At 46.0% G+C, this 17,950-nt stretch carries 30 protein-coding genes; 1 reads left to right on the top strand and 29 read right to left on the bottom strand.

Features of this window, described 5'->3' with window-relative positions; translation table 11 throughout:
• The first annotated feature begins 134 nt into the window (after positions 1–134).
• A complete protein-coding gene (gene uvrA, locus Q4486_RS07195) occupies positions 135–2,957 on the top strand; it encodes an excinuclease ABC subunit UvrA (protein ID WP_303518910.1) in 2,823 nt (940 codons plus the stop codon).
• Between the two features lie 116 nt (positions 2,958–3,073).
• Here the strand turns inward: uvrA and rplQ are convergent, their stop codons facing one another.
• From rplQ to Q4486_RS07340, 29 genes are all read right to left on the bottom strand, one after another.
• The gene (gene rplQ / locus Q4486_RS07200; RefSeq protein WP_303416086.1) at positions 3,074–3,457 is read right to left on the bottom strand and encodes a 50S ribosomal protein L17; all 384 of its coding nucleotides are present in this window, start codon (positions 3,455–3,457) and stop codon (positions 3,074–3,076) included.
• Positions 3,458–3,495: 38 nt separating this feature from the next.
• Positions 3,496–4,500 carry a DNA-directed RNA polymerase subunit alpha gene (rpoA, locus tag Q4486_RS07205; RefSeq protein WP_067862830.1) on the bottom strand — a complete coding sequence of 335 codons (1,005 nt, stop codon included), beginning with the start codon at positions 4,498–4,500 and terminating at the stop codon, positions 3,496–3,498.
• 24 nt (positions 4,501–4,524) lie between these two features.
• Positions 4,525–5,145 carry a 30S ribosomal protein S4 gene (gene rpsD, locus Q4486_RS07210; protein ID WP_067862831.1) on the bottom strand — a complete coding sequence of 207 codons (621 nt, stop codon included), beginning with the start codon at positions 5,143–5,145 and terminating at the stop codon, positions 4,525–4,527.
• A 15-nt stretch (positions 5,146–5,160) separates the two neighbouring features.
• Positions 5,161–5,550, bottom strand: a complete 390-nt coding sequence (rpsK, locus tag Q4486_RS07215) for a 30S ribosomal protein S11 (protein WP_067862832.1) — start codon at positions 5,548–5,550, stop codon at positions 5,161–5,163.
• A gap of 25 nt (positions 5,551–5,575) precedes the next feature.
• The gene (rpsM, locus tag Q4486_RS07220) at positions 5,576–5,932 is read right to left on the bottom strand and encodes a 30S ribosomal protein S13 (RefSeq protein WP_303416084.1); all 357 of its coding nucleotides are present in this window, start codon (positions 5,930–5,932) and stop codon (positions 5,576–5,578) included.
• Positions 5,933–6,087: 155 nt separating this feature from the next.
• Positions 6,088–6,204, bottom strand: a complete 117-nt coding sequence (rpmJ, locus tag Q4486_RS07225) for a 50S ribosomal protein L36 (RefSeq protein ID WP_007021200.1) — start codon at positions 6,202–6,204, stop codon at positions 6,088–6,090.
• A gap of 21 nt (positions 6,205–6,225) precedes the next feature.
• A complete protein-coding gene (gene secY / locus Q4486_RS07230) occupies positions 6,226–7,554 on the bottom strand; it encodes a preprotein translocase subunit SecY (protein ID WP_067862834.1) in 1,329 nt (442 codons plus the stop codon).
• Positions 7,555–7,989 (bottom strand): 50S ribosomal protein L15, encoded by a 435-nt coding sequence (gene rplO / locus Q4486_RS07235; RefSeq protein WP_067983814.1) that lies wholly within the window; start codon positions 7,987–7,989, stop codon positions 7,555–7,557.
• A 16-nt stretch (positions 7,990–8,005) separates the two neighbouring features.
• Positions 8,006–8,185, bottom strand: coding sequence for a 50S ribosomal protein L30 (rpmD, locus tag Q4486_RS07240; RefSeq protein WP_067983812.1), 180 nt, complete (start codon positions 8,183–8,185; stop codon positions 8,006–8,008).
• A gap of 6 nt (positions 8,186–8,191) precedes the next feature.
• Positions 8,192–8,692, bottom strand: a complete 501-nt coding sequence (gene rpsE, locus Q4486_RS07245; RefSeq protein ID WP_067862841.1) for a 30S ribosomal protein S5 — start codon at positions 8,690–8,692, stop codon at positions 8,192–8,194.
• Between the two features lie 11 nt (positions 8,693–8,703).
• A complete protein-coding gene (gene rplR, locus Q4486_RS07250) occupies positions 8,704–9,054 on the bottom strand; it encodes a 50S ribosomal protein L18 (protein WP_067983808.1) in 351 nt (116 codons plus the stop codon).
• A 13-nt stretch (positions 9,055–9,067) separates the two neighbouring features.
• Positions 9,068–9,601 (bottom strand): 50S ribosomal protein L6, encoded by a 534-nt coding sequence (rplF, locus tag Q4486_RS07255; RefSeq protein WP_303416083.1) that lies wholly within the window; start codon positions 9,599–9,601, stop codon positions 9,068–9,070.
• An 11-nt stretch (positions 9,602–9,612) separates the two neighbouring features.
• On the bottom strand, positions 9,613–10,005 hold the full coding sequence (rpsH, locus tag Q4486_RS07260; RefSeq protein ID WP_067983804.1) for a 30S ribosomal protein S8: 393 nt from the start codon (positions 10,003–10,005) through the stop codon (positions 9,613–9,615).
• An 83-nt stretch (positions 10,006–10,088) separates the two neighbouring features.
• Entirely contained in the window at positions 10,089–10,394 is a 306-nt protein-coding gene (gene rpsN / locus Q4486_RS07265) for a 30S ribosomal protein S14 (RefSeq protein WP_303416081.1), read from the bottom strand.
• 12 nt (positions 10,395–10,406) lie between these two features.
• Positions 10,407–10,946 (bottom strand): 50S ribosomal protein L5, encoded by a 540-nt coding sequence (rplE, locus tag Q4486_RS07270; RefSeq protein ID WP_067862850.1) that lies wholly within the window; start codon positions 10,944–10,946, stop codon positions 10,407–10,409.
• Positions 10,947–10,960: 14 nt separating this feature from the next.
• Positions 10,961–11,275, bottom strand: coding sequence for a 50S ribosomal protein L24 (gene rplX, locus Q4486_RS07275; protein WP_067862852.1), 315 nt, complete (start codon positions 11,273–11,275; stop codon positions 10,961–10,963).
• Between the two features lie 102 nt (positions 11,276–11,377).
• The gene (gene rplN / locus Q4486_RS07280) at positions 11,378–11,746 is read right to left on the bottom strand and encodes a 50S ribosomal protein L14 (protein ID WP_067983797.1); all 369 of its coding nucleotides are present in this window, start codon (positions 11,744–11,746) and stop codon (positions 11,378–11,380) included.
• A gap of 74 nt (positions 11,747–11,820) precedes the next feature.
• Positions 11,821–12,084, bottom strand: coding sequence for a 30S ribosomal protein S17 (gene rpsQ / locus Q4486_RS07285; RefSeq protein WP_067862856.1), 264 nt, complete (start codon positions 12,082–12,084; stop codon positions 11,821–11,823).
• Positions 12,085–12,086: 2 nt separating this feature from the next.
• Positions 12,087–12,278, bottom strand: coding sequence for a 50S ribosomal protein L29 (gene rpmC / locus Q4486_RS07290; protein WP_067862863.1), 192 nt, complete (start codon positions 12,276–12,278; stop codon positions 12,087–12,089).
• Positions 12,278–12,691: a 50S ribosomal protein L16 gene (gene rplP, locus Q4486_RS07295; protein ID WP_067862864.1), complete on the bottom strand. Its 414-nt coding sequence runs from the start codon at positions 12,689–12,691 to the stop codon at positions 12,278–12,280. The genes rpmC and rplP overlap by 1 nt, the downstream gene beginning before the upstream one ends.
• A gap of 11 nt (positions 12,692–12,702) precedes the next feature.
• Complete coding sequence (gene rpsC, locus Q4486_RS07300) at positions 12,703–13,383, bottom strand: 30S ribosomal protein S3 (protein ID WP_067983795.1); 681 nt, start codon at positions 13,381–13,383, stop codon at positions 12,703–12,705.
• Between the two features lie 23 nt (positions 13,384–13,406).
• A complete protein-coding gene (rplV, locus tag Q4486_RS07305; RefSeq protein ID WP_067983794.1) occupies positions 13,407–13,736 on the bottom strand; it encodes a 50S ribosomal protein L22 in 330 nt (109 codons plus the stop codon).
• Between the two features lie 11 nt (positions 13,737–13,747).
• Positions 13,748–14,023 carry a 30S ribosomal protein S19 gene (gene rpsS / locus Q4486_RS07310; RefSeq protein WP_067862871.1) on the bottom strand — a complete coding sequence of 92 codons (276 nt, stop codon included), beginning with the start codon at positions 14,021–14,023 and terminating at the stop codon, positions 13,748–13,750.
• Between the two features lie 12 nt (positions 14,024–14,035).
• The gene (gene rplB / locus Q4486_RS07315; protein WP_303416078.1) at positions 14,036–14,863 is read right to left on the bottom strand and encodes a 50S ribosomal protein L2; all 828 of its coding nucleotides are present in this window, start codon (positions 14,861–14,863) and stop codon (positions 14,036–14,038) included.
• Positions 14,864–14,878: 15 nt separating this feature from the next.
• Positions 14,879–15,175 carry a 50S ribosomal protein L23 gene (gene rplW / locus Q4486_RS07320; RefSeq protein WP_067862875.1) on the bottom strand — a complete coding sequence of 99 codons (297 nt, stop codon included), beginning with the start codon at positions 15,173–15,175 and terminating at the stop codon, positions 14,879–14,881.
• Complete coding sequence (rplD, locus tag Q4486_RS07325) at positions 15,172–15,777, bottom strand: 50S ribosomal protein L4 (RefSeq protein ID WP_303416076.1); 606 nt, start codon at positions 15,775–15,777, stop codon at positions 15,172–15,174. The genes rplW and rplD overlap by 4 nt, the downstream gene beginning before the upstream one ends.
• Before the next feature lies 1 nt (position 15,778).
• Positions 15,779–16,426 carry a 50S ribosomal protein L3 gene (gene rplC / locus Q4486_RS07330; RefSeq protein WP_303416075.1) on the bottom strand — a complete coding sequence of 216 codons (648 nt, stop codon included), beginning with the start codon at positions 16,424–16,426 and terminating at the stop codon, positions 15,779–15,781.
• Between the two features lie 119 nt (positions 16,427–16,545).
• Positions 16,546–16,857, bottom strand: a complete 312-nt coding sequence (gene rpsJ, locus Q4486_RS07335) for a 30S ribosomal protein S10 (RefSeq protein WP_067984205.1) — start codon at positions 16,855–16,857, stop codon at positions 16,546–16,548.
• Positions 16,858–17,074: 217 nt separating this feature from the next.
• On the bottom strand, positions 17,075–17,950 hold an 876-nt coding region (locus Q4486_RS07340), incomplete at its 5' end, for an elongation factor Tu (protein WP_303518912.1).

The raw sequence follows: 17,950 nt of genomic DNA on the forward strand, positions 1-17,950 counted from the left end.
TTTATAATGATATGTTTGCTTGACCTTAGGTATACACTAAGCGAGTAAATATTGAGTAAGATTTAGCTAAATAGCTCACAGTAACAAGTGGTTTGCACCGTTACTGATTCACTTGAATAAAAACAGGCGTATACATGGATAAGATTCTGGTCCAAGGTGCTCGCACCCATAACCTGAAAAACATTGATATTGAAATACCACGCGATAAGTTAATCGTGATCACTGGCCTTTCAGGTTCCGGTAAGTCTTCTCTTGCTTTCGACACTCTGTATGCAGAGGGACAGCGCCGATATGTAGAGTCACTATCAACTTATGCACGTCAATTCCTATCAATGATGGAAAAACCCGACGTTGATCATATAGAAGGCCTATCACCCGCAATCTCTATTGAGCAGAAATCAACATCTCATAACCCCCGCTCAACAGTAGGCACTATCACAGAGATCTACGATTATTTACGCCTACTCTTTGCCCGCGCAGGCGAACCGCGCTGCCCCGATCACAATCTTCCTTTGGCGGCCCAAACAATTAGCCAAATGGTTGACCAAGTCCTTGAAAAAGAAGAAGGCACTAAGCTTATGCTTCTAGCGCCTGTAGTTCAGGGCAGAAAAGGTGAGCAGCTACACACGATTAGTAACCTACGTGCGGAAGGTTTTATCCGTGCCCGCATCGATGGCATAGTCGTAGATTTAGATTCAGCGCCAGAATTAGATAAAAACAAAAAACATGACATTGAAGTTGTTATAGACCGTTTTAAAGTACGTCCCGATCTTCAAACACGTTTATCAGAATCTTTTGAAACCGCCCTCAATTTAACTGACGGCATTGCAAAAGTAGTTAACATGGAAGATGAGACAGATGAACTGATCTTCTCAGCTCGTTTCGCATGTCCCACCTGCGGCCACAGCATTCAAGAATTAGAACCCCGCTTATTCTCTTTTAACAATCCTCACGGTGCTTGCCCAAGCTGTGATGGTTTAGGCGTAAAGCAATACTTTGATAAAAGCAAAGTAGTACATGATGCCAGTTTAACCCTATCAGAAGGTGCTATTAGAGGCTGGGATAGAAGAAGCCTTTATTACTTCCAACAGCTTAAAGCTGTAGCAGAGCAATATGGTTTTGATATGGACACACCGTTCAATAAGCTGAAACCAGCGCATCAAGATCTGATTCTGGAAGGAACAGGTAAAGAGACGGTCACATTTAAATACCTGAATGACCGTGGCGATATTATTAATAAAGCCCACCCTTTTGAAGGCGTACTCAATAATCTACAGCGCCGCTACAAAGAAACAGAGTCAGATACCGTTCGTGAAGACCTTGCTAAATATCTAAATATGCAACCTTGCTCCTCCTGTGATGGCAGTCGTTTACGCAGAGAAGCTCGTCACGTTTTTATTGATGAACATACATTACCGCAGATAGTAAAAAAACCTATTGGCGACAGTTTAGATTATTTCAATCAACTAGAATTAGTAGGAAAGCAGGGGGAGATAGCAGACAAAATACTTAAAGAGATTCGAGAGCGTTTAAGCTTCTTGGTTAACGTAGGTCTTGAATACCTCTCTTTAGATCGTAACGCAGACACCCTTTCTGGCGGCGAAGCACAACGGATAAGACTTGCGAGCCAAATTGGCGCAGGCCTAGTGGGTGTAATGTACATCCTCGATGAACCCTCTATAGGGCTACATCAGCGTGATAATGAACGTTTACTTAAAACTCTGATCCACCTTAGAGATCTTGGAAACACCGTTATTGTAGTCGAACATGACGAAGATGCGATTAGACTAGCAGATTATGTAATTGATGTAGGCCCCGGTGCGGGTGTGCATGGCGGTGAGATTATCGCGCAGGGACTACCAGAAGAAGTGATGAACAATCCAGATTCAATCACAGGGCAATACCTCAGCGGTGCCAGAAAAATAGCCATTCCAGAAAAACGAGGAACCTATAATCCAGATAAAGTACTGGAACTTGAAGGAGCAACAGGAAATAACTTAAATGAAGTAAACCTAACTATTCCTGTAGGCCTACTCACATGTATTACCGGCGTATCTGGTTCAGGAAAGTCGACCCTAATTAATAACACCTTATATCCAATTGCTGCCACAGAACTAAACCGCGCAACAACACTGGATCCTGCCCCCCATAGGAGTATTAAAGGCCTACAACATTTCGATAAAGTTATCGATATTGATCAGAGCCCTATAGGTCGTACTCCAAGATCAAATCCAGCAACTTATACCGGCATATTTACACCGGTACGCGAACTCTTTGCTGGCACACAAGAAGCCCGCTCTCGCGGTTATAAACCAGGAAGGTTTAGCTTCAATGTTAAGGGCGGCCGCTGTGAAGCTTGCCAAGGTGATGGTGTTATTAAGGTTGAGATGCATTTCCTACCGGATATCTATGTCCCTTGCGATGTATGTAAAGGTAAACGCTATAACCGTGAAACCCTCGAAGTAAAATACAAAGGGAAAAATATACACGAAGTGCTCGACCTTACCGTTGAAGATGCACGTGTATTTTTTGACGCGATTCCCGCTCTAGCCCGTCGCTTACAAACTTTGATCGATGTAGGACTCTCCTATATCCGTTTAGGACAGGCTGCTACCACACTATCAGGTGGCGAAGCCCAACGTATCAAATTAGCTAAAGAGCTATCAAAACGTGATACAGGCCAGACGCTCTATATACTCGACGAACCAACTACAGGGCTTCACTTTTATGATATCCAACAGCTTCTTAATGTGTTGAACCGCTTACGAGATCACGGCAATACTATTGTCGTTATTGAACACAATCTTGATGTCATAAAAACAGCTGATTGGATAGTAGATTTAGGCCCAGAAGGCGGGATTAAAGGAGGTTACATCATCGCAGAGGGAACACCGGAAGATGTAGCCAAAAACAAAAAATCCTACACCGGACACTTTTTGAAAGCGATGCTTAAATAGAAGGGGATTTGATAAGCGCCTCTGGGCGCTTTGAATAAAAGCACCTATTTTTCAGACAGTATAGGCAATAAAAAACCCGGCAAAAGCCGGGTTTTTTTGATCAAGAAAACTTAATCTTATGACTCATCCGCAGCAGAAGCTTCAGGACGGTCAACTAGCTCAACATAAGCCATCGGAGCGTTGTCACCAGGACGGAAGCCGCATTTTAGAATGCGAACATAACCGCCAGGACGAGCGCTGTAACGCGGGCCTAGTTCATTGAACAGTTTACCAACAGCAACTTTGCTGCCAGTACGTGCGAATGCCAAACGGCGGTTCGCAACAGTGTCGTTTTTAGCTAGAGTAATCAGTGGCTCAGCATAGCCGCGCAGTTCTTTCGCTTTAGGCAGAGTTGTACGAATCAACTCGTGCTCAAACAAAGAAACTGACATGTTTTTAAACATGGCTTTGCGGTGCGCACTGGTACGACCTAACTTACGACCAGATTTACGATGACGCATGATAAATACCTACCAAACTAGTCAGTTTTATCGCCGAATCAGGAAGCGACTTTATCGTCGTTCTTAAGGCTAGCCGGTGGCCAGTTCTCAAGACGCATACCAAGAGACAAGCCCTTTGATGCCAAAACGTCTTTAATTTCTGTCAGCGACTTCTTACCTAAATTCGGAGTCTTAAGCAGCTCAACTTCTGTGCGCTGAATCAGATCACCAATATAGTAAATCTGTTCTGCTTTCAGACAGTTGGCGGAACGTACAGTCAACTCCAGATCATCTACAGGGCGCAGAAGAATTGGATCAATCTCCGGTTCTTCTGGAACATCCTTAGCCTGATCAGCACCATCTTCAAGGTCAACAAATACAATCAATTGCTGCTGCAAGATAGTAGCTGCGCGACGGATAGCTTCTTCTGGATCGATCGTACCGTTAGATTCGATGTCGATTACCAGTTTATCCAAGTCAGTACGCTGCTCTACACGTGCGCTTTCTACTACGTAGGAAACGCGACGTACAGGACTGAATGTAGCATCCAGCTGTAGACGACCGATTGCACGAGTCTCTTCTTCTTCAGAAACACGAGAGTCTGCTGGAACGTAGCCACGGCCACGACCAATAGTCAGCTGCATGTTAAGACTCGCACCTTCATTTAGGTGAGCAATCACATGGTCCGGATTAGCAATTTCAACATCCTGATTCAGTTGAATATCACCAGCAGTCACAGGACCTGCTTCAGATTTGCTCAGAGTCAGGGTAACTTCGTCGTTGTTGTGCAACAACACAGAAACCCCTTTAAGGTTCAGGAGGATTTCAATCACATCTTCCTGAACACCTTCAATTGTGCTGTACTCATGCAATACGCCTTCAATTTCTACTTCCGTTACGGCACAACCCGGCATAGAAGATAAAAGAATACGGCGTAATGCATTGCCCAGCGTATGGCCAAATCCACGCTCAAGTGGCTCAAGAGTCACCTTAGCACGCGTTTTGCTGATTTCTTGTACGTCAATATGACGTGGACTTAGAAACTCATTTACCGAACGCTGCATATTTCCACCAAATTAAAGTTAAAATTACTTCGAGTACAGCTCAACAATAAGCTGCTCGTTGATATCTGCAGATAGATCAGAACGCTCAGGAGTGGCTTTATAAGTCCCTTCCATTTTAGCAGCGTCTACTTCAACCCATTCTATTGCTGTACGTTGACCAGCTAATTCAAGTGCGTTTTTAATACGCAACTGAGCTTTAGCTTTTTCACGAACTGCAACAACATCACCTGCTTTAACTTGGTAGGATGCAATGTTCACAACCTGGCCGTTAACAGTGATCGAACGATGAGAAACGATCTGACGAGCTTCAGCGCGAGTAGCACCAAATCCCATACGATAAACAACGTTGTCCAAACGGCCTTCTAGCAGCTGCAGCAAGTTTTCACCTGTTGCACCACTACGACGAGCCGCTTCTTTATAATAACTACGGAACTGACGTTCCAGAACGCCGTACATACGACGAACTTTCTGTTTTTCACGTAACTGCAAGCCATAGTCGGATAACCGACCACGACGTGCGCCGTGAACACCAGGGACAGTCTCAGCTTTACACTTGCTGTCCAGTGCACGAACACCGCTCTTCAGGAAAAGGTCTGTACCTTCCCGGCGAGACAGTTTGCACTTAGGTCCAAGATAACGAGCCATATTACCGTCTCCAGGTTAAACGCGACGTTTCTTCGGAGGACGACAACCATTGTGTGGTATAGGCGTCACATCCGTTATATTTGCGATTTTGTAGCCACATGAGTTCAGTGCACGAACTGCAGATTCACGGCCGGGTCCAGGACCCTTCACAAATACGTCGAGGTTTTTCAGGCCATACTCAAGTGCAGCCTGTCCAGCGCGCTCAGCAGCAACCTGAGCAGCGAATGGGGTACTCTTACGAGAACCGCGGAAGCCGGAGCCACCTGCAGTTGCCCAAGAAAGAGCATTACCCTGGCGATCAGTAATTGTAATGATCGTATTGTTGAAAGAAGCATGAATATGGGCGAACCCATCCGCAACCTGCTTCTTCACTTTTTTGCGTGTGCGATTACCTGGCTTTGCCATATTGGGAATTCCTATCGCTTACCACTTATTTACGGATCGGCTTACGCGGGCCTTTTCGAGTACGCGCGTTAGTCTTACTACGCTGACCGCGAACCGGAAGGTTACGACGGTGGCGAATACCGCGGAAACAACCAAGATCCATCAAACGTTTGATGCTCATGGATACTTCGCGACGCAGATCGCCCTCAACAGTCAACTTAGCAACTTCTCCACGAATGACGTCCAATTGTTCATCGGACAAATCAGCAATTTTAACAGTTGGTGTAATACCAGATGCTTCAAGAATGCTGGTGGCAGTCGTGCGGCCAATACCGTAAATGTAAGTCAGAGAAATTACCGCATGCTTATTGTCAGGAATGTTGACGCCAGCTATACGGGCCATTCTATTACTCCGTTAAAAAAAGGCATATGTAGTTATTTACATACACCAGTAAAATATATGTTCTGTTCGCAGAAGGCGCGCAATAATACACACTGATTAAAATTAAATCAAGTGTTTTGCGCCTTCTACGCCCAAATCAGTAATTAATCTAAAGATTAACCCTGACGCTGTTTGTGACGCGGCTCTACTTTACAGATCACGCGAACTGAACCATTACGACGAACGATTTTGCAGTTACGACAGATCTTCTTAACAGATGCACGTACTTTCATGATCTACTCCAGTTGTGGCCTTTAGCGCGAGCTTCCTGCGCTACCACCTTTAAGATTAGATTTCTTCATCAGGGACTCGTACTGATGGGACATCAGGTGAGATTGCACCTGCGCCATAAAGTCCATCACAACGACCACCACGATCAAGAGTGAGGTGCCACCGAAATAAAACGGTACGTTAGCGGCAACTACAAGGAACTGAGGCATCAAAGATACCGCAGTAATATATAGCGCCCCAAACAAGGTCAATCGGCCTAACACAGTATCAATATACCGCGCAGACTGTTCACCTGGACGAATACCCGGAATAAAAGCACCTGATTTTTTCAGGTTATCTGCTACATCTTTTGGATTGAAGACAATCGCTGTATAGAAGTAACAGAAAAATATAATTGCAACCGAGAACAGCAAAATATAGAGCGGCTGACCTGGGCCAAGCGCTAAAGCAACATTTTGCAGCCAATCCATACCTTCACCTTGACCAAACCATTGGCCCATGGAGGCAGGAAACAGCAATATACTCGAGGCAAAAATCGGCGGAATCACACCAGCCATATTCACTTTAAGTGGAAGGTGGCTAGTCTGTGCCGCAAATACACGGTTACCTTGCTGGCGCTTAGCATAGTTTATGGTGATACGGCGTTGCCCTCTCTCCATAAACACGACAAAGCCAACAGTAGCAACCGCCATAAAAGCGATAGCTAACAGCGCAAGAATATTTAAATCACCCTGACGCGCTGCTTCAAAGGCCTGACCGATCGCACTTGGCAACCCAGCCACAATACCAGCAAAGATCAGAATAGAAATACCGTTACCGATACCCCGTTCTGTAACCTGTTCACCTAACCACATCAAGAAAACTGCACCCGCAACCAATGTGACAACAGCAACAAAATAGAAGCTGATATCCGCACTGAAAGCGATACCTTGATTAGCAAGGCCGACAGCCATACCAAATGACTGAACGGTTGCAAGTAGCACAGTGCCGTAGCGAGTGTACTGGTTGATCTTACGACGACCAGCCTCTCCTTCCTTCTTCAACTGAGCAAGCGTAGGACTTACCACCGTCATCAGCTGCATAATAATAGATGCAGAGATGTACGGCATAATACCTAATGCCAAAATACTCATTCTTTCCAGCGCGCCGCCGGAGAACATGTTAAAGAGACTCAGGATAGTGCCCTGATTCTGATCAAATAAAGCGGCTAGGCGATCTGGGTTAATACCTGGAACAGGGATATGAGCCCCTATACGGTATACCACAATCGCGATCAAAACGAACAATAAGCGAGACTTAAGCTCACCTAGTCCATTTTGTACTCCAGCCGGTATTGGTCCTTTCTTAGCCATTTACGCCTCGACTTTACCGCCAGCAGCTTCGATAGCAGCCTGTGCACCTTTAGTCACTTTAAGACCTTTAACGGTGACAGCCTTCGTGATCTCACCAGACAGAATCACTTTAGCAGTTTTAATTTCCTGCTTGATGATATCTGCAGCTTTCAAAGCTTCAAGATCAATTACTTCTGACTCGATTTTAGCCAGTTCACCAAGACGAATCTCAGTAACATAGCGAGCAATACGAGAAGTAAAACCAAATTTTGGCAGACGACGCTGCAAAGGCATTTGACCACCTTCAAAACCAGGTTTTACAGATCCGCCGGAGCGGGATTTCTGACCTTTGTGACCACGGCCACAAGTCTTACCCAAACCAGAACCAATACCACGACCAACACGCTTAGGTGCTTTACGTGAACCGTCTGCTGGACTTAGAGTGTTCAGACGCATGTTGTGAACTCCCTTATTAGTCTTCTACACGAACCATGTAGTTAACTTTGTTTATCATGCCACGGACAGATGGAGTATCTTCTACTTCAACTGTGTGTCCAATACGGCGTAGCCCAAGACCCTTAACGCACAATTTGTGGTTAGGAAGGGTACCGATAGGGCTACGTACTAATGTTACTTTTACAGTTTTAGCCATTGTCGATTACCCCAGAATGTCTTCTACGGACTTACCACGCTTAGCGGCCACATCATCAGGTGATTTCATTGTTGCAAGACCTTTAACAGTCGCACGAACAACGTTTACCGGATTAGTAGAACCGTAGCACTTAGCAAGTACGTTATGGACACCCGCCAATTCAAGAACTGCACGCATCGCACCACCTGCGATAACACCAGTACCCTGAGAAGCAGGCTGCATGTAAACTTTAGAAGCACCATGACGTGCTTTAATTGGGTACTGCAACGTGTCGCCGTTCAGTTCAACTGAAACCATGTTACGACGAGCTTGTTCCATTGCTTTTTGAATAGCAGCAGGAACTTCACGAGCTTTACCTCGACCGAAACCTACACGACCTTTACCATCACCAACAACGGTTAGTGCAGTAAAGCCGAAGATACGACCACCTTTTACTACTTTAGCGACGCGGTTAACCTGAACCAGCTTTTCCTGCAGATCGCCGTCTTTCTGTTCATGATTTGACATATTCGATCCCTTTAGAATTCCAGGCCGCCTTCGCGGGCTGCATCAGCCAAAGCTTTAACACGACCGTGATACTGATAACCAGAACGGTCGAAAGCTACTTTAGATACACCAGCTTCTTTAGCGCGCTGAGCGATCAAAGTACCAACCGTTTCAGCAGCCGCAACATTACCGCCAGTTGTCTCGCGTAGATCTTTTTCTACTGTAGAGGCTGCCGCAAGGACTTTACCACCATCTGCAGAGATAACCTGAGCGTAGATATGACGCGGTGTGCGTGTAACACACAAACGTGTTGCACCTAACTCACGCATTTTCAGACGGGAGCGGCGAGCACGACGAATACGAGATTGTTTCTTAGTGTTCATAACCCTGCCCTATTTACTTTTTCTTCGCTTCTTTACGACGAACATACTCATCAGCATAACGAACACCTTTACCTTTATAAGGCTCTGGCGGACGGAACGCGCGAATTTCAGCTGCAGCCTGACCTAGGATCTGTTTGTCAGCACCTGACAATATGATCGTAGTAACGTTAGGCGTCTCAGCAGAAATACCTTCCGGTAGTTCGTAATCGATTGGATGTGAGAAACCAAGGCTAAGATTAAGCGTTTTGCCTTTAGCGGCAGCACGATAACCAACACCTTGAAGCTGAAGAGTCTTTTTGAAACCTTCAGTCACACCAATAACCATGTTGTTTACTAGTGAGCGAGTAGTACCAGACAGAGCAAGAGACAGCTTAGTACCTTCTTTAGCTGCAAACTTCAGTCCGCTTTCTTCTTGAGAAACGGAAACAGAAGGATGAACGTCTAAAGAAAGCTGACCATTCTTACCTTTAACGTTAACGGACTGACCGTCAACCTTAACTTCAACACCTGCAGGTACAACTACGGGGCTTTTCGCAATACGTGACATTGAAATACCTCTTAGAATACCGTGCAGATTACTTCGCCACCCACACCAGCACTACGTGCAGCGCGGTCGGCCATGACACCTTTACTTGTAGAGATAATCGCTACACCCAGACCAGCAGAAACCTTTGGCAACTCTGATGCGTTCTTATAGATACGCAAACCTGGACGACTTACACGTTTAATCTCTTCAATTACCGGCTTTCCTTCAAAGTATTTAAGCTCGATGTTCAGAACCGGTTTTACTTCACCTTCTACAGAGTAGTCAGTGATGTAACCTTCTTCTTTTAGAACTTCGGCAACAGATACTTTTACTTTGGAAGACGGCATAGATACGGCCTGCTTTTCAGCCATATGACCGTTACGAATACGTGTAAACATATCCGCTAGAGTATCTTGCATGCTCATGCATTTACTTCCTCATTGTGCAGCACAATGCGGTACCCTCAAGAGGGCCAGACCACTGCGCTTACCATTTTACTAACTGGAGATTACCAGCTAGCCTTTTTCAAACCTGGAACATCACCACGCATCGCAGCTTCACGTAACTTAATACGAGACAAGCCAAACTTACGGTATACACCGTGTGGACGGCCAGTCACTTGACAGCGACGACGTTGACGAGATGCACTGGAATCGCGTGGCAACTTCTGAAGCGCCATTGCTGCATCCCAAATCTCGTCTTCTGATGAGTTAGGGTTACTAATAATTGCTTTAAGCTCAGCACGTTTTTCAGCGAACTTAGCAACAAGTTTTGCACGCTTATCTTCGCGTGCCTTCATAGATTCTTTAGCCATGATGTATGCCTATCACTTACGGAACGGGAAGTTCAGGGCAGCCAACAGGGCGCGACCCTCATCGTTATTTTTAGCAGTAGTCGTGATAGTAATATCCATACCACGCATTTTATCTACCTTATCGAATTCGATTTCAGGGAAGATAATCTGCTCTTTAACACCCATGCTGTAATTGCCACGACCATCGAAAGATTTCGGATTCAAGCCACGGAAGTCACGAACACGAGGGATAGAAATATCTACCAAACGATCCAAGAATTCCCACATACGCTCGCCGCGTAAAGTAACCTTACAGCCGATTGGCCAACCTTCACGAACTTTAAAGCCCGCGATAGATTTACGTGCAAGACAAACAACAGGTTTCTGACCTGCGATTGCAGTCATATCTGCAACAGCATTTTCCATCTGTTTCTTGTCCCCTAACGCTTCACCAACACCCATATTAAGAGTGATTTTGGTCAAACGTGGAACAGCCATTACGTTAGGGCAGTTCAGCTCATCTTTAAGCTGCTGCTTAACGGAATCATTATAAAGCGCTTTTAATCTAGACATGATATCAGCTCCCCTTATCCGCCAATTATTTCGCCGGTAGACTTAAAGATGCGAGATTTAGTGCCGTCTTCAAGAATCTTGAAGCCTACACGATCGCCCTTACCAGTCTGCGGGTTGAAGATAGCTACGTTAGAAACAGCAATTGCCGCTTCTTTTTCAACGATGCCGCCAGCTTTGCCCAACATTGGGTTCGGCTTAGTATGCTTCTTCACCATGTTGATACCAGAAACGACCAAACGATCGTCCAGAACTCGCATGACAGTGCCACGCTTGCCCTTGTCTTTTCCTGCGATGACAATTACTTCATCGTCACGTTTAATTTTGCGCATAATATACCTATATCGCTTCCTGCTACCCTCTCATGCTCAAAAACGCCAACACTTCTCAGTGTTAGCGTTTTTACATAAATTGAACAGTTAATTGTTCAATCTTTATAGCACTTCAGGCGCCAGGGAAATGATTTTCATAAACTTCTCATTACGAAGTTCACGCGTCACTGGGCCAAAGATACGAGTACCGATAGGCGCGTCATTTGCGTTCAACAATACCGCTGAGTTTGTATCAAAGCGGATTACTGAGCCATCAGAACGACGAACACCTTTACGGGTACGTACCACTACGGCGTTAAGTACTTGGCCTTTCTTCACTTTACCGCGAGGAATCGCTTCTTTAACAGTGACTTTAATAATGTCACCTACAGAAGCGTAGCGGCGGTGAGAACCACCAAGGACCTTAATACACTGTACTCGCTTAGCACCGCTGTTATCAGCGACATCAAGCATAGATTCAGTTTGAATCATGGTCTACTCCATAAACATTTAGAGGCCGTCCGTTAAACGGACGGGCCGGCTTAATGGAGCAAAGGCGCAATAGTTTACACCTTTGCTGCACGCTCTTCAATACGAACAAGCGCCCAAGATTTATTCTTGGACAAAGGACGAGTTTCAGCAACAGTAACTAAGTCACCTTGCTTACACTCATTTTTCTCATCGTGAGCATGCAGTTTAGAAGAGCGCTTCATGAATTTTCCGTAAATCGGATGCTTCTCTTTGCGCTCAACCAGAACTGTGATGGTTTTATCCATCTTGTCGCTAACAACGCGACCAGTAACAGTTCGAGTACGTTTTTCGGCGCTCATACTTAGTTACCTGCCTTTTCGTTGAGTATTGTCTTCACACGAGCAATGTCACGACGAACCTGACCTAAAAGGTGGTTCTGTGCTAGCTGGCCAGTAGACTTCTGCATGCGCAGATTAAACTGCTCTTTTAGAAGACCTAATAGCTCCTGCTGAAGCTCATCAACGGACTTTTCACGTAGTTCAATTGCTTTCATTACATCACCGTCCGCTTAACAATGGTTGTAGCAACAGGCAATTTAGCAGCAGCAAGTGTGAATGCTTCAGAAGCAAGCTGTTCAGGTACACCGCTCATTTCGAACAGAACCTTACCAGGCTTAATCTGAGCAACCCAATACTCAACTGCACCTTTACCTTTACCCATACGTACTTCAAGCGGTTTCTTAGAGATTGGCTTATCTGGGAACACACGGATCCAGATTTTACCACCACGCTTAACATGACGTGTCATGGTACGACGCGCTGCTTCGATCTGACGTGCAGTGATACGACCACGACCGGTCGCTTTCAGTGCAAACTCACCAAAACTTACAGTGCTACCGCGTTGTGCTAGGCCGCGGTTGCGACCTTTCATCATCTTGCGGAACTTAAGACGTTTAGGTTGTAGCATCGACGTCTACCTCACTTACCTTTCTTCTTAGGCGCATTCTTCTCAGCACGCACCTGTTCGATGCCACCAAGAATCTCGCCTTTGAAGATCCAGACTTTAACGCCGATCACACCGTATGTAGTGTGCGCTTCATATGTAGCGTAATCGATATCAGCACGCAATGTGTGCAATGGCACACGGCCTTCACGATACCACTCACTACGAGCAATTTCGGCACCACCTAGACGACCACCCAGCTGAATCTTAATGCCCTTGGCACCAAGACGCATTGCATTCTGTACAGCGCGCTTCATAGCACGACGGAACATAACACGACGCTCTAGCTGACTAGCAACACCTTGGGCTACCAAGCGTGCGTCTAGCTCTGGCTTACGAATTTCTTCGATATTGATATGCACCGGAACACCCATCATTTCTGATACGGTATTACGTAGTTTCTCAACATCTTCGCCTTTTTTACCAATCACAATACCCGGACGAGCAGTATGAATAGTAATTTTTGCATTCTGTGCAGGACGCTCGATTTCGATGCGGCTCACAGATGCTTTCTCAAGCTGTTTATCTAGGTACTCACGTACTTCTAGATCATTTAGCAGCTTGCTTGCGTATTCGTTCTTGTCGGCATACCACACAGACGTGTGATCTTTAACAATCCCGAGACGAATACCGGTCGGATGTACTTTCTGACCCATAACGAACTCTCCTAGCTGTCAGCTCAGTCGGCCACTTTAACAGTGATGTGACAGGAGCGCTTCAAAATTCGATCAGCGCGACCTTTCGCACGCGGCTTAATACGCTTCATAGTCATTGCTTCATCAACAAAGACTGTAGAAACACGTAGTTCGTCAATATCTGCACCGTCGTTATGCTCTGCGTTAGCAATAGCTGACTCGAGTACTTTCTTGACAAGATCCGCACCTTTTTTTGGACTAAACGCCAGGATGTTCAGAGCTTCACCTACAGATTTACCACGAATCTGGTCAACGACCAGACGTGCTTTCTGTGCGGAGATGCGGGCGCCCATGTGCTTAGCGGCAACTTCCATCATCTAACTCCTTATCGCTTGGCTTTTTTGTCTGCTACGTGGCCACGATATGTACGTGTCACGGCAAACTCGCCCAGTTTATGACCAACCATGTCTTCGGTAACAAATACCGGAACATGCTGACGGCCGTTGTGTACTGCAATTGTAAGACCTACGAAATTAGGAAAAATCGTAGAACGACGAGACCAAGTTTTGATTGGACGACGCTCGTTGCTTTCAATCGCAGCTTCTACCTTTTTCAACAGGTGAAGGTCGATAAATGGACCTTTCTTCAGTGAACGTGGCACAGCTGTATCCTCTTACTTAGCGTTACGACGGCGTACAATTAACTTGTCAGTACGCTTGTTCTTACGAGTTTTATAACCCTTAGTCGGAACACCCCATGGCGACACTGGGTGACGACCACCGGAAGTACGACCTTCACCACCACCATGTGGGTGATCAACTGGGTTCATCGCAACACCACGAACGGTAGGACGAACACCACGCCAGCGTGTAGCACCAGCTTTACCAAGCTGACGCAAGGAATGCTCACTGTTGCTCACTTCACCCAGAGTAGCGCGACACTCAATAAGGACTTTACGCATTTCGCCAGAACGTAGACGAAGAGTAGCGTAAGCACCTTCACGCGCCACTAACTGTGCAGACGTACCCGCAGAACGAGCAAGCTGCGCACCTTTACCTGGTTTTAGCTCAACACAATGTACAGTAGAACCTACTGGTACGTTGCGAAGCGGCATAGTATTACCTGGTTTAATATCTACAGAATCACCAGAAATAATCTTAGCGCCTGCAGAAACACCTTTTGGTGCGATGATATAACGACGCTCACCATCTGCATACACAACTAGTGCGATATGTGCAGAACGGTTCGGGTCGTATTCCAAGCGCTCAATTGTCGCTGGAATACCGTCTTTATTACGACGAAAATCAATAACACGGTACTGCTGCTTGTGACCACCGCCAATATGACGAGTAGTGATGCGACCGTGATGGTTACGACCACCACTTTTGCTCTTCTTCTCAACAAGAGCTGCATGCGGCTTGCCCTTGTGTAGCTCAGAGTTAGTCACTGTCACTACATGACGGCGTCCAGCAGAGGTCGGCTTAGTTTTAGTCACTGCCATTTTTCAAACCCTCTATTACTCGCCACCCAAGAAATCAATCTCAGAGCCATCAGCTAGAGCAACGTATGCTTTACGCACATCGCTACGCTTGCCAAGACCACGCTGTGTACGCTTGGTCTTACCCTTAGCATTAAGAACGTTGACGCCTTTAACTTTAACGTCAAACAATTCTTCAACTGCTGTTTTGATTTCTGGTTTAGTAGCGTCTTTTGCTACACGAAAAACAACCTGCTGAGAACCATCAGCTACAATAGTAGCTTTCTCGGAGATGTGCGGACCCAGCAGCACTTGATAAATGCGTTCCTGTTTCATGACAACTTCTCCTCGATTTTCTTCAGAGCAGCAACAGTAACAAGTACCTTTTCGAAGCCAACCAGTGAAACTGGATCAACTCCCTGTGCGTCACGAACATCCACATGTGGAACATTGCGTGCAGCAAGGAACAAATTCTGTTCTACATCTGCAGTAACCAGCAGCGCGTTAGACAGCTCAAGCTCATTAAGCTTAGCCACAAACTGTTTTGTTTTTGGAGACTCCACAGTGAAATCTTCAACCACAACCAGGCGATCTTGACGAACTAACTCAGAAAAGATGCAACGCATAGCAGCACGGTACATTTTTTTGTTAACTTTCTGAGAATGGTCGCGCGGCTGAGCCGCAAAAGTTACACCACCGGCACGCCAGATTGGAGAACGACTTGTTCCCGCACGCGCACGACCTGTACCTTTTTGACGCCATGGTTTAGCACCACCACCAGAAACCGCAGAACGGTTTTTCTGTGCTTTAGTGCCTTGACGACCGCCAGCCATATAAGCAGTAACTACTTGATGGACTAGCGTTTCGTTGAATTCTTTACCAAAAGCAAGTTCAGAAACTTCTACCGAACCATTAGCTCCAGCTAAATTCAGATTCATTTCAAACCCCCTTGGCGCCAGCTTTAACAGCTAGTTTAACGATTACGTCACCGCCAGTAGCGCCTGGAACAGCACCCTTGATCAATAACAAGTTACGTTCAGCATCAACACGCACAACTTCAAGGGTCTGAACAGTTACCTGTACATTACCCATCTGCCCTGCCATCTTTTTGCCTTTCCAAACACGACCAGGAGTCTGACATTGACCAATTGAACCCGGAGCACGGTGAGAAAGAGAGTTACCGTGAGTCGCATCCTGCATGGAGAAGTTCCAACGCTTAACGCCGCCTTGGAAACCTTTACCTTTGGATTGACCAGTTACATCTACTTTCTGACCAGCTTCGAAGCGCGCAACAGTTAGCTCATCGCCAACGTTGACTTCGTCGCCACCCGACAGGCGGAACTCCCATAAACCACGTCCTGCTTCTACGCCAGCTTTAGCGAAGGTACCAGCTTCTGGTTTAGTCAGGCTATTAGCCTTCTTAGAACCAGTAGTAACCTGCACTGCTGCATAGCCGTCAGCTTCTTCTGTTTTAACAGAAGTAACACGGTTCGGTTCCACTTCGATGACGGTGACTGGCACGGATACGCCGTCTTCAGTGAAGACACGAGTCATACCCGCTTTACGTCCGATTAAACCTACAGACATTTCTTTAAAACCTCTTGCCAGTTGTGTACGGGGCTGTTACCCACTACGGCTGCCCTTTCCAGAGCATTCCACACTAATAAAGCGCTTCATTAATAAATATTAATTCTGCGCAGTTGCCTTTAGCCAAGGCTGATCTGCACTTCAACACCCGCTGCAAGATCTAGTTTCATTAGAGCATCAACTGTTTTTTCAGTTGGCTCAACGATATCTAGAACACGCTTATGAGTACGGATTTCATATTGATCACGTGCATCTTTGTTCACGTGAGGTGAAATCAGAACTGTAAAACGTTCTTTGCGGGTAGGAAGTGGGATCGGACCACGTACTTGAGCGCCAGTTCTCTTTGCAGTATCTACGATTTCCTGCGCAGAAGAGTCGATCAAGCGATGATCAAAGGCTTTCAGACGAATACGAATTTTCTGATTCTGCATTTCGATCACACATTTCCAAAAAATTTTATTTACGGCACAATGCCGACCTCCCCCTACTATAAGGGGGACGCAAATTCTACTGATACAAAACCCTTAGGTCAAGACCAGCAACCATTTATTTGCTCAATAATCAGCCAACACCGCAACAACTGCGGCACAAACTAGCAATGAGCAAAAAAAAGCCCTCCAAAGAGGGCTTTCTTAAATTAAAGAGTTATTACTCGATAATTTTAGATACAACACCAGCACCTACTGTACGACCGCCTTCACGGATCGCAAAACGTAGGCCTTCTTCCATCGCAATCGGGTTGATTAGCGTAACATCCATCTGAACGTTATCGCCTGGCATTACCATTTCAACACCTTCTGGAAGCTCACAAGCACCTGTGATATCCGTTGTACGGAAGTAGAACTGTGGACGGTAACCTTTGAAGAAAGGTGTATGACGACCACCCTCTTCTTTGGATAGTACGTACACTTCACCTTCGAAACGTGTATGAGGAGTGATTGAACCTGGAGCAGCAAGAACCTGACCACGTTCAACATCTTCACGCTTAGTACCACGTAGAAGTGCACCAATGTTCTCACCTGCACGACCTTCGTCAAGCAGCTTACGGAACATTTCAACACCTGTACAAGTCGTTGTCTGTGTTTCACGAATACCAACGATCTCAACTTCAGAACCTGTGTTGATAATACCGCGCTCTACACGACCTGTTACTACAGTACCACGACCCTGGATAGAGAATACGTCCTCGATAGGCATGATGAATGCACCGTCGATTGCACGCTCTGGCTCAGGAATGTAAGAGTCTAGTGTTTCAACTAGTTTCTTAACTGCAGTAGTACCTAGCTCATTTTCATCTTCGCCGTTCAATGCCATAAGAGCAGAACCTGCGATGATTGGTGTGTCATCACCTGGGAAGTCGTACTGGTCTAGAAGCTCACGAAGCTCCATTTCAACCAATTCAAGCATCTCTTCGTATTCTTCAGAATCAGCGCCGCCACAATCTTCTGCAAGAAGGTCAGCTTTGTTCAAGAATACCACGATGTAAGGTACACCTACCTGACGAGAAAGCAGGATGTGCTCACG

It is taken from the genome of Neptuniibacter sp. 2_MG-2023, from assembly GCF_030547495.1.
GTDB lineage: Bacteria > Pseudomonadota > Gammaproteobacteria > Pseudomonadales > Balneatricaceae > Neptuniibacter.

What these genes read in the sequence shown, in the direction of transcription:
- rplN (WP_067983797.1), bottom strand. Translation starts at nt 11,746, where the DNA reads ATGATTCAAACTGAATCTATGCTTGATGTCGCTGATAACAGCGGTGCT.
- rplW (WP_067862875.1), bottom strand. Translation starts at nt 15,175, where the DNA reads ATGAAACAGGAACGCATTTATCAAGTGCTGCTGGGTCCGCACATCTCC.
- rpoA (WP_067862830.1), bottom strand. Translation starts at nt 4,500, where the DNA reads ATGCAGCGTTCGGTAAATGAGTTTCTAAGTCCACGTCATATTGACGTA.
- rpsK (WP_067862832.1), bottom strand. Translation starts at nt 5,550, where the DNA reads ATGGCAAAGCCAGGTAATCGCACACGCAAAAAAGTGAAGAAGCAGGTT.
- rpsH (WP_067983804.1), bottom strand. Translation starts at nt 10,005, where the DNA reads ATGAGCATGCAAGATACTCTAGCGGATATGTTTACACGTATTCGTAAC.
- rplF (WP_303416083.1), bottom strand. Translation starts at nt 9,601, where the DNA reads ATGTCACGTATTGCGAAAAGCCCCGTAGTTGTACCTGCAGGTGTTGAA.
- secY (WP_067862834.1), bottom strand. Translation starts at nt 7,554, where the DNA reads ATGGCTAAGAAAGGACCAATACCGGCTGGAGTACAAAATGGACTAGGT.
- rplR (WP_067983808.1), bottom strand. Translation starts at nt 9,054, where the DNA reads ATGAACACTAAGAAACAATCTCGTATTCGTCGTGCTCGCCGCTCCCGT.
- rpsE (WP_067862841.1), bottom strand. Translation starts at nt 8,692, where the DNA reads ATGTCAAATCATGAACAGAAAGACGGCGATCTGCAGGAAAAGCTGGTT.
- rpmJ (WP_007021200.1), bottom strand. Translation starts at nt 6,204, where the DNA reads ATGAAAGTACGTGCATCTGTTAAGAAGATCTGTCGTAACTGCAAAATC.
- rplV (WP_067983794.1), bottom strand. Translation starts at nt 13,736, where the DNA reads ATGGAAGTTGCCGCTAAGCACATGGGCGCCCGCATCTCCGCACAGAAA.
- rplE (WP_067862850.1), bottom strand. Translation starts at nt 10,946, where the DNA reads ATGTCTAGATTAAAAGCGCTTTATAATGATTCCGTTAAGCAGCAGCTT.
- rpsQ (WP_067862856.1), bottom strand. Translation starts at nt 12,084, where the DNA reads ATGAGCGCCGAAAAACGTACTCGAACTGTTACTGGTCGCGTTGTTAGC.
- rpsD (WP_067862831.1), bottom strand. Translation starts at nt 5,145, where the DNA reads ATGGCTCGTTATCTTGGACCTAAGTGCAAACTGTCTCGCCGGGAAGGT.
- rplP (WP_067862864.1), bottom strand. Translation starts at nt 12,691, where the DNA reads ATGCTACAACCTAAACGTCTTAAGTTCCGCAAGATGATGAAAGGTCGC.
- rplO (WP_067983814.1), bottom strand. Translation starts at nt 7,989, where the DNA reads ATGCGTCTGAACACTCTAAGTCCAGCAGACGGTTCACGTAAAGCACCT.
- rpmD (WP_067983812.1), bottom strand. Translation starts at nt 8,185, where the DNA reads ATGGCTAAAACTGTAAAAGTAACATTAGTACGTAGCCCTATCGGTACC.
- rpmC (WP_067862863.1), bottom strand. Translation starts at nt 12,278, where the DNA reads ATGAAAGCAATTGAACTACGTGAAAAGTCCGTTGATGAGCTTCAGCAG.
- rplD (WP_303416076.1), bottom strand. Translation starts at nt 15,777, where the DNA reads ATGAATCTGAATTTAGCTGGAGCTAATGGTTCGGTAGAAGTTTCTGAA.
- rpsJ (WP_067984205.1), bottom strand. Translation starts at nt 16,857, where the DNA reads ATGCAGAATCAGAAAATTCGTATTCGTCTGAAAGCCTTTGATCATCGC.
- rplB (WP_303416078.1), bottom strand. Translation starts at nt 14,863, where the DNA reads ATGGCAGTGACTAAAACTAAGCCGACCTCTGCTGGACGCCGTCATGTA.
- rpsN (WP_303416081.1), bottom strand. Translation starts at nt 10,394, where the DNA reads ATGGCTAAAGAATCTATGAAGGCACGCGAAGATAAGCGTGCAAAACTT.
- uvrA (WP_303518910.1), top strand. Translation starts at nt 135, where the DNA reads ATGGATAAGATTCTGGTCCAAGGTGCTCGCACCCATAACCTGAAAAAC.
- rplX (WP_067862852.1), bottom strand. Translation starts at nt 11,275, where the DNA reads ATGCGCAAAATTAAACGTGACGATGAAGTAATTGTCATCGCAGGAAAA.
- rplQ (WP_303416086.1), bottom strand. Translation starts at nt 3,457, where the DNA reads ATGCGTCATCGTAAATCTGGTCGTAAGTTAGGTCGTACCAGTGCGCAC.
- rplC (WP_303416075.1), bottom strand. Translation starts at nt 16,426, where the DNA reads ATGTCTGTAGGTTTAATCGGACGTAAAGCGGGTATGACTCGTGTCTTC.
- rpsM (WP_303416084.1), bottom strand. Translation starts at nt 5,932, where the DNA reads ATGGCCCGTATAGCTGGCGTCAACATTCCTGACAATAAGCATGCGGTA.
- rpsC (WP_067983795.1), bottom strand. Translation starts at nt 13,383, where the DNA reads ATGGGTCAGAAAGTACATCCGACCGGTATTCGTCTCGGGATTGTTAAA.